Source organism: Amycolatopsis nalaikhensis (genome assembly GCF_030264295.1).
GTDB classification, from domain to species: Bacteria; Actinomycetota; Actinomycetes; order Mycobacteriales; family Pseudonocardiaceae; genus Amycolatopsis; species Amycolatopsis nalaikhensis.
This window is the reverse complement of the sequence record NZ_CP127173.1, coordinates 6,063,718-6,076,185: the sequence shown is the minus strand read 5'-3', so window position 1 is coordinate 6,076,185 and position 12,468 is coordinate 6,063,718. Positions and strand designations below refer to the sequence as shown.

The 12,468-nt window shown below is 71.1% G+C and carries 9 protein-coding genes and 2 pseudogenes; 4 read left to right on the top strand and 7 right to left on the bottom strand.

The window, feature by feature from the left end:
• Positions 1 to 274: 274 nt before the first annotated feature.
• The 5 genes and pseudogenes from QP939_RS29695 to QP939_RS29675 form a co-directional block, all read right to left on the bottom strand.
• Positions 275 to 1,219 carry an ABC transporter ATP-binding protein gene (locus QP939_RS29695; protein ID WP_285449487.1) on the bottom strand — a complete coding sequence of 315 codons (945 nt, stop codon included), beginning with the start codon at positions 1,217 to 1,219 and terminating at the stop codon, positions 275 to 277.
• Between the two features lie 41 nt (positions 1,220 to 1,260).
• On the bottom strand, positions 1,261 to 4,560 hold the full coding sequence (locus QP939_RS29690) for a phosphodiester glycosidase family protein (protein WP_434219584.1): 3,300 nt from the start codon (positions 4,558 to 4,560) through the stop codon (positions 1,261 to 1,263).
• A gap of 105 nt (positions 4,561 to 4,665) precedes the next feature.
• The gene (locus tag QP939_RS29685; RefSeq protein ID WP_285449486.1) at positions 4,666 to 5,382 is read right to left on the bottom strand and encodes a maleylpyruvate isomerase family mycothiol-dependent enzyme; all 717 of its coding nucleotides are present in this window, start codon (positions 5,380 to 5,382) and stop codon (positions 4,666 to 4,668) included.
• A gap of 52 nt (positions 5,383 to 5,434) precedes the next feature.
• Positions 5,435 to 5,845, bottom strand: coding sequence for a nucleoside-diphosphate kinase (gene ndk / locus QP939_RS29680; protein ID WP_285449485.1), 411 nt, complete (start codon positions 5,843 to 5,845; stop codon positions 5,435 to 5,437).
• Positions 5,846 to 6,109: 264 nt separating this feature from the next.
• Positions 6,110 to 6,907, bottom strand: a pseudogene (locus QP939_RS29675) (alkaline phosphatase D family protein); the annotation flags it as partial.
• Between the two features lie 411 nt (positions 6,908 to 7,318).
• On the opposite strand from QP939_RS29675, the gene QP939_RS29670 reads away from it, so the two are divergent.
• Genes QP939_RS29670 through QP939_RS29660 form a run of 3 tightly spaced genes read left to right on the top strand, consistent with a single transcriptional unit; the run spans position 7,319 to position 8,425 of the window.
• Entirely contained in the window at positions 7,319 to 7,618 is a 300-nt protein-coding gene (locus QP939_RS29670) for a hypothetical protein (protein WP_285449484.1), read from the top strand.
• A 45-nt stretch (positions 7,619 to 7,663) separates the two neighbouring features.
• Positions 7,664 to 7,942, top strand: a complete 279-nt coding sequence (locus QP939_RS29665) for a hypothetical protein (RefSeq protein WP_285449483.1) — start codon at positions 7,664 to 7,666, stop codon at positions 7,940 to 7,942.
• A gap of 36 nt (positions 7,943 to 7,978) precedes the next feature.
• The gene (locus tag QP939_RS29660; RefSeq protein ID WP_285449482.1) at positions 7,979 to 8,425 is read left to right on the top strand and encodes a hypothetical protein; all 447 of its coding nucleotides are present in this window, start codon (positions 7,979 to 7,981) and stop codon (positions 8,423 to 8,425) included.
• Between the two features lie 142 nt (positions 8,426 to 8,567).
• Here the strand turns inward: QP939_RS29660 and QP939_RS29655 are convergent.
• A pseudogene (locus QP939_RS29655) lies at positions 8,568 to 9,344 on the bottom strand (alkaline phosphatase D family protein); the annotation flags it as partial.
• Between the two features lie 124 nt (positions 9,345 to 9,468).
• Between QP939_RS29655 and QP939_RS29650 the strand changes: the two are divergent.
• A complete protein-coding gene (locus QP939_RS29650) occupies positions 9,469 to 11,826 on the top strand; it encodes a penicillin acylase family protein (protein WP_285449480.1) in 2,358 nt (785 codons plus the stop codon).
• Positions 11,827 to 11,847: 21 nt separating this feature from the next.
• Here the strand turns inward: QP939_RS29650 and QP939_RS29645 are convergent, their stop codons facing one another.
• Positions 11,848 to 12,417: a TetR family transcriptional regulator gene (locus tag QP939_RS29645; protein ID WP_285449479.1), complete on the bottom strand. Its 570-nt coding sequence runs from the start codon at positions 12,415 to 12,417 to the stop codon at positions 11,848 to 11,850.
• Positions 12,418 to 12,468 lie beyond the last annotated feature (51 nt).

Here is a 12,468-nt window from a genome sequence, read left to right as displayed (position 1 = left end):
TGAGCGGCGGGATGGGCTGGGACGCCGCCGCTTCCGCGACCGCAATGCTCGCCACCCGCGCGGGCTGGGAGGAGCCCACCGCGCTGCCAGGCAGCAGCATCGGCTGGGAAGGTGTGGCCGCGCCGCGGGGCACCGGCGCGGGATCGCGCGCCGCGGGCGAGGTCGGATCCGCGCACCGGGCCGCGCTGCCAGGCGGCAGCATCGGCTGGGAAGGCGCCGCCATGCGGGGCACCGGCGCGGGCTGTTCCAGGCGTCGCCGATTGGAGTTTCGCCATCAGTCCACCAACGTCCGGCCGGTCAGCCTCAAGAACACGTCCTCCAGCGAACTCCGCCGCACCAGGCTCGACAGCGGGCGCACCCCACGCGAATGCGCTCGCTCCAGCGTGTCCTCGCCGTCGTCGCTGTACAGCAGCACCCGGTCCGGCAGCACCTCCACCCGCTCCGCCAGTCCCTCGACCTGCTGGGCCGCCGACACCTGCTCGCCCGAGGCGAACCTCAGCTCGACCACCTCGCGCGTCGAATACCGCCTGATCAGCTCCGACGGCGACCCCTCCGCCGCGATGCGGCCGTGGTCCATCACGACGAGCCGGTCGCACAGCTGCTCCGCCTCGTCCATGTAATGCGTCGTGACGATCAGCGTCGTCCCCTGGGCCTTCAGCCGGAACAACCGGTCCCACAGCAGGTGGCGGGCCTGCGGGTCCAGGCCCGTCGTCGGCTCGTCGAGCAGCAGCAGCTCCGGGTCGTTCACCAGCGACCGGGCGATCGTCAGCCGCCGCTTCATGCCGCCCGACAGCGGGTCCACCTTGTCTTCCGCCCGGTCCGTCAGCTGGGCGAACTCCAGCAGCTCCGCCGCCTTGCTGCGGGCCGCCGCGCGGGACAGCCCGAAGTAGCGGCCGTAGATCAGCAGGTTCTCCCTGACCGTCAGCTCCACGTCCAGGTTGTCCTGTTGCGGCACCACGCCCAGGCGCGCGCGGATGCGCGGCCCCGCCACCTCGGGGTCGAGGCCGAGCACCCGCAGATCACCGTCCGTGCGAGGTGACACGCACGCGATCATCCGCATCGTCGACGACTTGCCCGCGCCGTTGGGCCCCAGGAAGCCGAACGCCTCCCCGCGCCGCACCTCGACGTCGATCCCGCGCACGGCCTCGAACTCGCCGAAGCGCTTCACCAGTGCCTTCGCCTGCACCAGTGCCGGTTCCCGCTCCTCCACTTGGTCCACGTCTCGAAGATAGGACCCACCACCGACAAAAACCGAACGGTTTAGCCCCGCACGGTCACCACCAGCGCGCGCGTCACCCCGTTGACCGTCACCGACAGCCGCGCGACCCCGGGCCGCAACGCCGTCAGCACGCCCGAAGCCGGGTCGAACGCGACGACTCCCCAGCCCACCGTCCAGTCCGCGCTCACCGGGTACGACACCGGCACGTCCCGAGTGCCCTGCCGCACGGACGCGTGGACGACCGCGCGTTCGCCTCGGGCCATTTCCGACGGTCCGGACAGCGTCAGCGAGTCGACGTTCGGCCGCGTTTCGAACCGGACCGGCTGGGCGCGGTCGGCCGGGTCGACGCGCAGCAGCGTCCAGCCGACGAAGCCGCCGTCGCCGGGGGCGGCCGCCGGTGCCTTGCCCGAGTTGCCGTTCACCAGGTACGGCACGCCGTCCACGCGCGACAGCGAGAACACCCCCGCGTGCGAAGCCACCGAGGCGGCGGGCTTGCCCGACTTCTGCTCGAACCCGGTCAGCCACTGGGTCAGCAGCGTGGCTTCCTTCCGGTCGCCGAGCTGGGAGTTGCCTGTTGGGCTCGGGTCCTTCACCGGGTGGTGCATCGCCACGACCACCCCGCGGATCGAGCGGTCCGACGCCGCCGAGTCGAGCGCCGAACGCAGCATCCGCACCTGGTCGAACCCGCCCGCCCGCAGCGAACCACGCGAGGAGTCCATCAAGACCAGCCGGATGCCGTGGACGTCGACGACCTGGTGCGTCACGCCGAACGCGGCCTGGAAGTTGGCCACCCCGTTGCCGCCCTCGGCCTCGTGGTTGCCCGGCACGTAGTACCAGGGCACCTTGCCGTCCAGCTCCTCGGTGATCACCTGGCGGGCCAGGACGAAGTCGGGCGCCGTGCCGCGGTCGACGAAGTCGCCGTTGATCAGCACCAGGTCCGGTTTCGCCGCGACGGCTTCGCGCAGCGCGCGCCGGGCTTGGGCGACCAGCGGGCCCGCCGGGTCGTCGGCGGTGAACTGCGCGTCGCTGACGACCGCGACGCGCAGGCCGCCTGCCAAAACGCCGTCGGTGACCAGCGCCGGGTCGCGCGGGGCCGGGTCGGCGGGCACCGTCGTCGTGGGTGCCACCTCGAACGTCAGGTCGTCGAACACCAGCCGTCCCTCGTACTGCTGGTCCGGCACGTTCTCGACGGCGTAGAAGCGCGCCAGCCGCTGGCCGTCGGGCAACCCCGCCGGGATCGTGGCCGTGACATACCGCCAGCCCGTCCAGTCGACGCTCAGCGAAAGGTCCACAATGGACGCGACGTTCGCGGCGTCCCGCAGCTCGGCCCGCAGCCAGGCGCCCTTGCCGTCGCCGTTCACCCACAACCCGATCTTCTGCGTGCCCGCCGGGACCGCGAGCGGCGCGGACGGCGTCACGTAGGCCGCGCGCGTGGCCGTCGTGCCGGTGAGCCGGTAGTCCAGGGCCAGTCCTTGGCCGCCGTCCCGGCCGGGCGCGGCCGACAGCGCCGCGCCGACCACCGCCGGGAACACCGTCGCGCTCCAGCCCGCCGGGCCGTCCAGCGGCGCCGCGACCTGCGGCACCGTGCCCACCGAGGTGGCCAGGTGCGTGGTCAGGCCCGCCGCCGTCGCGGTGATCGCCGTCGCGCCGGACGCCGTCAACGCGGTCACCGCGTACCCGTCCCCGGACGGCTCGATCCGCACGACCGAGTGGTCGTAGTCGAGCTTGACGTCGTCGGGCTCCAGCCAGGTGCCGTAGCCGTCGGCGTCGTAGCCGTAGACCTTGAACGTGCTCTTCGCACCCGCGCCCGACAGCGCGACCTGCTCGGTGCTCGTACCGAGCCGGACCGGCTTGCCCAGCACCGACAGCGACGTCTTGCCCGTCGCCCGGCCGGACTTCGCGACGACGTCGACGCCGCCCGCGCTGTGCCCCGTGACGACGCCGCGGGTGACCGTGGCCCGCCGCGGGTCCGACGAGATCCAGTGCGGGTCGGCCGCCACCGCCGCGCCCGTTTCGTCGTGGCCGTCGGCGACCAGGTGCCGCGACAGGCCGGACAGCACGCGCGTCGCGTCGTCCGTCGCGACCGCCGGGGCCGGGGCGAAGCCGGTGAGCTTGCCGCTGCCCGGCACGGTCGCGAAGCCGATGCCGTTGGGCACCAGGCGTTCCCCGCCGTCGGACGGCGAGTTCCGGACGGCGGGCCCGGCTTCGCCCTCGTTGCGCGCCAACAGGGTCGACGAGCCGCCGCCGTCGAGGTTGATCGCGTCGTCGGCGCCCAGGCTCTTCATGTGCCGCGCCAGCTCCAGCTCGGTCATCCCGCGGCTGTCGGCCTGCCGTCCGTCCACAGTGGCCAGCCACATCCGCTTGCCGTCGGCGGAGAATCCGACCGCGGTCCGCGGGTGCATGGCGACGTCGTCGACCGGCTGGACGACGCCGTCGCGGAGCAGGACTTCGTTGCCGCCCACCGCGACCGCGATCTTCCCCGCGTCGGTGCGCGGCGCGTACGTGACGCCGACCGCGTCGCCCGGCTTGAGCGCGGCGAGGGCGTCGCCCCCGGCTTCGCGGGCCAGCAGCACCGTCGTGCCCGCCGCGATCGGGCCGTCGGCGGGCTGCTCGCGCACCGCGGTCACCACCCCGTCGCGCAGCTCGACCTCGACCACGCGCGACGCACCGGCCACCGAGGTGCGACGGCCGGAAGAGCCCCACAACGGCGTGTAGACGCCGATCGCGTCCGGGCCGAGGACCGGGCTGTTGAAGTTGGTCGCCCGCACCGCGCCGCTTGGCAGGGTCACGGTCGCTTCGAGGAAGATCGACGCCAGCCGCGCCTTCCCGTCCTCGGTGATCGACGCCGTGTAGTTGTGCCCGGCGGCGGGCGCGGTCTGCAGCTGCCCGCGGTCGATGCCGACGCCGATCGGCGCGCCGGTCGCGTTGATGTCGAAGAAGTCGCCGTTCACCCCGGCGACCGCGCCCGTCCGCGCGATCTGCTGCGAAAGCGGCGTGCGCGCGGAAACCGTGCCGGGACTGAGGTAGGTCGGCTTGAGGACGCGGCTGCCCAGGTCGACCGTCAAGGTGTCGCCGCGGATCCAGCCCGCCGGGTCGAACCGGTCGAACTGGGTCAGGTCGAGCCCGGGCGCGACCTCGGTCGTCGCGCTGCCGGTGACGAGCCCGTCGTCGGGGTCGGCGACGGCGAAGGCACTCGGGCCTTCGTGCGCCGACGACGCGGGGGGCGCGGCCTCGACCGGTGGAGTGCCGAGTGGCGCGGCCAGCGGATCGGCGTGGGCGGGAACGACGAACGCCGTCGCGAACAACGCGGCGAACGGCAGCACGATGTGGGACTTCTTCACCAGGTACCCCAGTATCGAGTGAGAGTGAGCCGGACCAGCACAGCGCAGCCGCACGGCCGACGGAAGGCTTCCCGGTGAACGCCGCCTGAATGGTCTAGAACACCATCAAGGCGTGAGGGGCGCTTCGAGCAGCGCGGCCGCGGCGTCGCCGGTGCTGCGCGGGGCCGGGCCGGTGCGCTTCCACAGCCGCAGCAACAGATCGCGCGCGGGCGCTTCGACGGTCGCGCCGTCGGCGGCCGGGCCCATTGCGGGCGGCTCGCCGGGGTGGACGGTCCAGACGTCGCCGGTGTCGGTCGCGTGCAGCGAAACCGGGCCGGGCAGCTGGGGTACGGGGTGCCAGCGCGTGACGCGCGGCAAGAGGGTGCCGAGGACCTCGTCGACGCCGTCGGCGGCGACCGCCGGGTCGACGGTGAACTCGCGGCCCGTGGCGAGGTGCGCGTCGGCGAGGTGCACGACCGTCTCGTGCACCTGGCGGCGGTACCAGAACGCCTTGGTCTTCTCGGTGCCGCCGAAGTGCCAGCACCGGTCTTCCGGGGTCGCCTTCTCGAGCGCGTCGACGAGCAGCTGAGCGCTCTCGGCGTACCAGCCGGCGTCACCGGGGCCGTCTTCGAAGTTCTGGGGCTGGACTTCCCCGGCGGTGACGACGGAGGCGGCCCAGCGGTGCACGTTCCCGAGGTGCGTGCCGAGGTCGGCGAGCGTCCAGGTCCCGCAGTCCGGCACCCGGGCGGCCGGGTCGGCGGTGCGCAGGAGCGTGGCGAACCCGTCGGTCAGCTCCCGCAGCACGGGGAGGTAGTCGCGGGCCGGGAACGGCATCGTGGTCATGGTGCCTCCGAGCGGGGACCGGGGCCACGCGCGGGCGTGGCCCCGGTGACGATCACAGGTCGGGGAACCAGAGCTTCAGCTCGCGCTCGGCCGACTCCGGCGAGTCCGAGCCGTGGACCAGGTTGTACTGGGTCTCCAGCGCGAAGTCGCCGCGGAGGGTGCCCGGGGTGGCCTTCTCGACCGGGTCGGTGCCGCCGGCGAGCTGGCGGAACGCCGCGATCGCGCGGGGGCCCTCGACGGCGAGCGCGACCAGCGGGCCCGACGTGATGAACTCCAGCAGCTCGCCGAAGAACGAACGCTCCTTGTGCTCGGCGTAGTGCTCCTCGGCCAGCGCCTGCGGGACGGTGCGCAGCTCGAGGGCGACGAGCTTGAGGCCCTTGCGCTCGATCCGCGAGATGACCTCGCCGACGAGGCCGCGCGCGACGCCATCGGGCTTGACCAGGACCAGCGTGCGTTCAGTCACGACGGTGTTTCTCCTTCTACTGCTTTTCGGGGGTCCGGGTGGCGGAGCCCCCGGCTCGGGGCGAAGCCCCGGATGTCACTGTTGCGGTTGCGTATCGGTGCGCGTGAGCGTAGCCGACCCTGTTCAGCGGCCGGATTCGCCGGTCGGAATGGAGCTGAAGGGGACGTTCGTCGCATCTGACGCGCTGAAGGGTCCTTTCCTCGCATCTGATGCGAGGAAAGGACCCTTCAGCCCGCATCGGCCGGGTGGGTCGGATCCTGGTCGTCAGCGACCCTGCGGGTGCAGCTTCTTCGACCACAGCGACGTCCCGGTGGCGTCGCGCAGGTCGACCGTGAGGTCGCCGCTCGCGCCGTCGATGTTCAGCTCGCCGAAGTGCTGGAAGCCGTCGATCGGGGCGGTGTTCGCGGCCGGTGGGGCGTGCACGAACACCGCTTCCGGGCCGAACGTCGGGTCCAGGGAGTTGGGCCCGAACGCGCCCGCGTTCAGCGGCCCGGACACGAACTCCCAGAACGGGTCGAAGTCCTGGAAGGCCGCCCGGTCGGGCGAATAGTGGTGTGCGGCCGTGTAGTGGACGTCGGCGGTCAGCCAGACGACGTTGCGGACGCGGCGGCGCTGGATCTCCCGCAGCACCCAGGCCAGCTCGGTCTCGCGGCCGCCGGGCGCGCCCGGCAGGTTGTTCGCGACGGCTTCGATGTCGGCGCCGTCCGGCACGACCAGCCCCAGCGGCATGTCCGCCTGGACGATCTTCCACGTCGCCGTGCTGCGGCCGAGCGCGTCGGCCAGCCAGCGGGCCTGCCGGTCGCCGAGGATGTAGCCCGGCTTGGTCTGGTCCGCGGTGTTCGCGTTGCGGTAGGTCCGCATGTCCAGCACGAAGATCTCGGCGCGCGTGCCGTAGCGGAAGCTGCGGTAGACGCGGCCGTCGACGGCCTGGCGCGAGTCGATCGGGTGCCACTCGTGGAACGCCTGGTACGCGCGCGGCGCGAGGACGTCGACGCGCTTCTCGGTGTAGGCCGGGTTGTCGAGGATCTTGCCCGGGTACCAATTGTTCAAGACCTCGTGGTCAAGCTATCGAGTAAAGGCCGGAACGCGCAGAGTTGAGCCCCTCCCGAATTCTTCGTGCGGTGATCCGGCTGACTGCCGGCCCCGCGATCCGACCCGCCGGTCGCACCCCCCGGAGTCGCCGACCAGCAAGCCCAGCGAGCAGCTCACATCAGCAGTTGCCAAGCGCCCACATCGACCAACGGGTGGTTCTTCACCAGCCAACTCGCATCTCGGTGATTCACCCTCCCGGCGGCACCGACTCACCCTGCCGATCCACCAGAGTCAATGATCGTCATCAACTGTTTGGGAGGGCATTGATGCGCAGGGGGATTCTGATTTGGGGTGTCACAGAAGTAGCCTCTGACATCTCCACTTCTTCTTGCTTGATGCACCGTTCCCAAGCGGCATCCAAGCAAGGAGGGATGAGCTGTCATGCGCAAATCCATCGCCCTTTTGGGCGGCGTAGCGGCACGGTCGTTCTTGACCATCGGAGCAGCATCCGCCGAAACACTGCCGTCGCAGGCGAGCAGCATCACGATCGCGTCGCCCGCAGGGCATGTGACGCCGGTTTCCGTCGAGGACTGGTATCCATGGGGAACTTACTCCACTGAAGCGGCCTGCATCGACGCTGGCAACAAGCTCCAGAACGACGAGCCATGGGCGTTCTCCGGCGTTTGGTGCCAGTATCAGGCTCCCGTCTGGAAGCTGTACATGAACGAAACCGGCCGCTAGACGCTATCGCAATACCGAATCAAATCATTTCGAGGGGATACTTTTATGCTTTCGCGGATCACGAAGATTGCGGCAACCGGAGCGGTTACCGGCGCGCTGGCATGCGTCGGCGCGACGTCGGCATTCGCTGCGGACGTCAGCCCTTCACCCACATCAACGAACAGCGTCGAATCGTACGTCTGGTATGGGTGGTACCCGACGGCCGATGAGTGCTCCGTCTACGGGGTCGCGTGGCACAACGCCCACCCCGACCGGACCGGCTGGTTCTGTATCGCCGAGAACGGCGGGAGCGCCCTCTACGTCGATGACGGCACCACCGACTGAGTACCACACTCCATAGTGGCATCGAGTTTGCGCGCCATGCTCGACAACGGTATGTTGTCGAGCATGGCACCCTCGACGAACCGCCTCAGCCTGCAGGACGAGCAGAACATCCTCCGCCAACTGGATCGCTACCTACCGGCCGACATGAAGGGGACCCACCCCGGTCTCCACGTTTTCCCGCAGATCGTCAGCGTCTGCGCCAACAACGACCCCAAGTTCGACGATGAGCAACGTGCGCGCGGTCTTCCCGCGTCGACCGAGGTCGGCGTCGAGGACATCAGCGCGGCCCTGAACCTCGTTCCTCAGGTACGACGTGACCTTGACGCGACGGAAATCAGCCTCATCGAAGCCGCGCTCGATCGCGGCGAGACCTTCGAATCACTCGGCGCGGCCTGCGGCCTTACTCGTCAAGGCATGCGGCAGCGCTACCAGCGGCTAGGTGGTACGCGGCGCTGGCCGAACGCCACCGAGGATGAAGACTGAGTCACGTACACCTACAAGTATTGCCATAACGCTGGAGTGCTTCACATCGCACGAAGGCGGCGGCAGCTACTACGACGCGTCAACGGAAGCAGCGGCGTTCGACCGGCTTTCGACATGGTGCAGCACTGGTAGCGTGTTGTTGGTTGACGTCATGGTGGTCGTCCCACTGGACGTAGCTGGGCATCTGCGCGGCGAAGCGCTTGAAGTTGTCGTCCAGGCGGTTGTACGCGTGCTGGCCGCGGAACTCGTCGAGCGTCTCGGCCACCTTCGCCTTCTCCGCCGTGACGACGTTGCGCCACGTGCGGCCGCCGGGGAGGGTGACGGTTTCGGTCAGCGGCCCGTCGGAGTACACCGTGTCGCCGCTGTGCAGGAACAGGTCCGGGGTGCGGGCGGCCATCGCGGAGAAGATCGTCATGCCGCCGAGGTCCGGGTTGATGCCCCAGTTCTGGCCGACGACGTCGCCGGACCACACGATCCGCGTGTCGCGGCGGCCCACCGGCGCGGTGGCGAACCGGCCGGTCAGCGGCTCGCTCGTGGCGCGCCCGTCGAGCGACTCCGCCGTGACGCGGTAGTGGTACTCGGTGCCCGGCTGCAGCGCCGCGACGCGCACGCTGCCGGTGCCGCCGCTGCTCGGGCCCACCAGTGGGCCGGGCACCCGGCGCGCGTGCCGGAACGAGGGGTCGCGCGCGATCTCCACGACCAGCCGCGACGGGCGGTCCGCGCGGGACCAGACGATCGCCGAGCCGGGCGTGACGTCGCCGGACTGGACGCCGTGGGTCAGCACCGGCCGGTCCGCGCGCACGAGCGGGACGGCCGCGAAGGCGGTGGACGGCAGCGCGAGGCCCGCGGCGACGGCGGACGCGCCGGTCAGCCCGGCCTTGAGCAGGGCGCGGCGGGAGCGGGGGGTCGGTTCGGTCATGCGCCGTTCCTATCCCGCCGCGGCCAACGCCGGTTTGCGCGCGGGTGAACGAACATCGGGGGTTTCCCCCATGCCCGGCGGTGCTCGCCGTGGGTAGCGTGGCGATCACGACAAGGGGGTACGAATGACACTCTTCAGGAAGACCCTGGCGGTGCTGACGGCGGCGCTGTCGGTGACCGCCCTCGGCACGGGGGTCGCGTCGGCCGGGGAAGAAGGCCGCGCGAAAGCCGTGCTCCGGTACACCGAGCACGGCATCCCGCACATCGTCGCGAAGGACTTCGCCGGGCTCGGCTACGGGTACGGCTTCGCGGCGGCGACGGACAACGTCTGCGAGCTCGCGAACATCTACCTCACGGTGAGCGCGCAGCGGTCGAAGTACCTGGGCCCGGACGGCGGCGGCTACCCGTCGCTGTCCGAAGCCGAGTCCAACCTCCACAGCGACCTGTTCTTCCAGCGCATCAAAGACTCCGGCGTCGTCGACCGGCTGGTCGCCCAGCCCGCGCCGCTGGGGCCGCGGCGCGAGGTCCGCGAGATCGTCTCCGGGTACGTCCAGGGGTTCAACGCCTACCTCGCGCGCACCGGCCGGACCGGGATCACCGACCCCGCGTGCCGGGGCGCCGAGTGGGTCCGGCCGATCACCGAACAGGACTTCTACCGGCACTACTACGCGATCGCGGTCACCGGCGGCCAAGGCGTGGTCACCGAAAGCCTGTTCGCCGCGCCGCCGTCGGGTCCGACGCCGGCGCCGGGCACGGCCGACCAGCTGTCGGCGAAGGTGGCGCAGGCGCTCGGCGGCAGCGGGCTCGGCAGCAACGGCATCGCCGTCGGCGCGGATTCGACGGCGACGGGCCGGGGCAGCGTCCTGCTCGGCAACCCGCACTACCCGTGGCAGGCCGGACGCCGGTTCTGGCAGAGCCAGCTGACCATCCCCGGCCGGTTCGACGTCGCCGGGGCGAGCCTGCTCGGGATGCCGTTCGTCCAGATCGGGCACACCGCCGACGCGGCCTGGACGCACACGGTGTCGACGCCGGTCACGTTCGGCCTCTTCGAGGTGCCGCTGCGGGCGGGCGACCCGACGACCTACCTCGTCGACGGCAAGCCCGAAAAGATGACTTCCCAGGACGTGACCGTCCAGGTGCGGCAGGCCGACGGCTCGGTGCGGCCGGTCCGGCAGACGTTCTGGTCGACCCGGTACGGGCCGGTGATGGACGACTTCCAGGGCATCCCGCTGCCGTGGACGGCGAAGTCGGCGTACGCGCTGCGCGACGCCAACGCGACGAACATGCGTGGCCTCAACACGTGGTTCGAGCTGGACCAGGCCCGCAGCACGGCCGACGTCGTCGGCGCGCTGAGCCGCACCCAGGGCGTCCCGTGGGTCAACACGATCGCCACCGACCGGGCGGGCAACGCGCTCTACGCCGACATCCAGGTCGTCCCGCACGTCACCGACGAGCACGCGAAGGCGTGCAGCACACCGTTGGGGCAAGGGACGTTCGCGGCGGTCGGACTGGCCATTTTGGACGGTTCGAAGTCGTCGTGCGGGTGGGGGTCCGACGCGGGCGCGCTCGAGCCCGGAATCTTCGCGCCGTCGCGGTTGCCGCAGCAGCAACGCCGTGACTACGAGCTGAACGCCAACGACAGCGCCTGGCTGGCCAACGCGAAGGCGCCGATCACGGGGTACCCGCACATCGTCGGCGACATCGGCACCGAACGCTCGCCGCGCACGCGGGAAGCCCTGCTCACGGCGGAAAAGGGCGGGTTCACGACGGACTCGATGAAGAAGATGCTCTTCGCCGACCACAGCCTGCTCGCCGACCTGACAGCAGCGGACTTGGCGAAACTGTGCGCGTCCTTCCCGGACGGGCAGGCGCCGTCGTCGTCGGGTCCGGTGCCGGTCGGCCCGGCGTGTGACGCGCTGGCGAGCTGGGATCACACGTACACGCTCGACACGCGTGGCTCCCTGCTGTTCCAACGGTTCGCCGCGCGCCTCGGCGGCGTCGACCGCTTCTCGGTGCCGTTCGACCCCCAGGCACCGCTGACGACGCCGAACACGCTGAACGTCGGCGGCGCCGGGGTCCGGCAGGCGTTCGGCGACGCGCTGGTGGAGTTGCGCACGGCCGGGCTCGCTCCGGACGCGAAGCTGCGGGACGGCCAGGCCGTGACGCGCAACGGCGAGCGCATCCCGATCCACGGCGCGCAGGGCTTCCTCGGCGTGCTCAACGTGATGACGCCGGTGTGGGACCCGGCGCGCGGCAACGTCGAGGTCGAGCACGGGTCGAGCTACATCCAGGTGGTCGGGTTCAGCGGCCACGGGTGCCCGGACTCGTCGACGTTGCTCACGTACTCGCAGTCGTCGAACCCGAAGTCGCCGTACTTCAGCGACCAGACGAAGCTCTACAGCCGCGGTGAATGGGTGAAGGAACGCTTCTGCGAAGCGGACATCGTGCGCTCCCCCGCGTTGCGAGTTGTCGTGCTGCGCTGAGTTTCCGCGGCGGAGGCGGGTTCAGCGGCCCGCCTCCGCCGACAGCGCGCGCAGGTCCGCGAACGCCTCGGAAAGGTGCGTGTCGAGGCTCCGCGAAGGGTCCTCGATCCAGGCCTCGGCGGCGTGCTGGAAAGTGGCCCAGCCGGTCTGGGCGGCCAGGTCGGCCCGCCGGGCGTCGACACCCCGCTGCCGCAACGCCTCGCCGAGCGCGGCGGTCAGTGACGCGTGCTTGGCCAGTTCCCGCTCGCGCAATGCGGGGGTCGCGGCGATGACCGCCAGCCGCGGTTCGGAGAACGGGCGGTTGTCCTCCAGGATCCGCGCGGCGCCGCGGAAGGCGCGGAGCAGGACGTCGAGGGGCGGCAGGCCGTCGGGGGCGTCGGCCACCGCCTGGGTCAGGGCCGCGCGCAGGTCGGCTTCGCCGCCGAACAGCACTTCGCGCTTGTCCGGGAAGTGGCGGAAGAACGTGCGCTCGGTGACCCCGGCGCGCGCGGCGATCTCGGCCGTCGTCGTCCGGTCGAACCCGCGTTCCCGGTACAGGTCCAGTGCCGCCTGCTGGAGGCGGCGGCGGGCTTCTTCTCCACTTCGGGGCACCTCGTCAGCTTAACCGTAGTGACAGCGACTGACATTACGCGGTACCGTTCG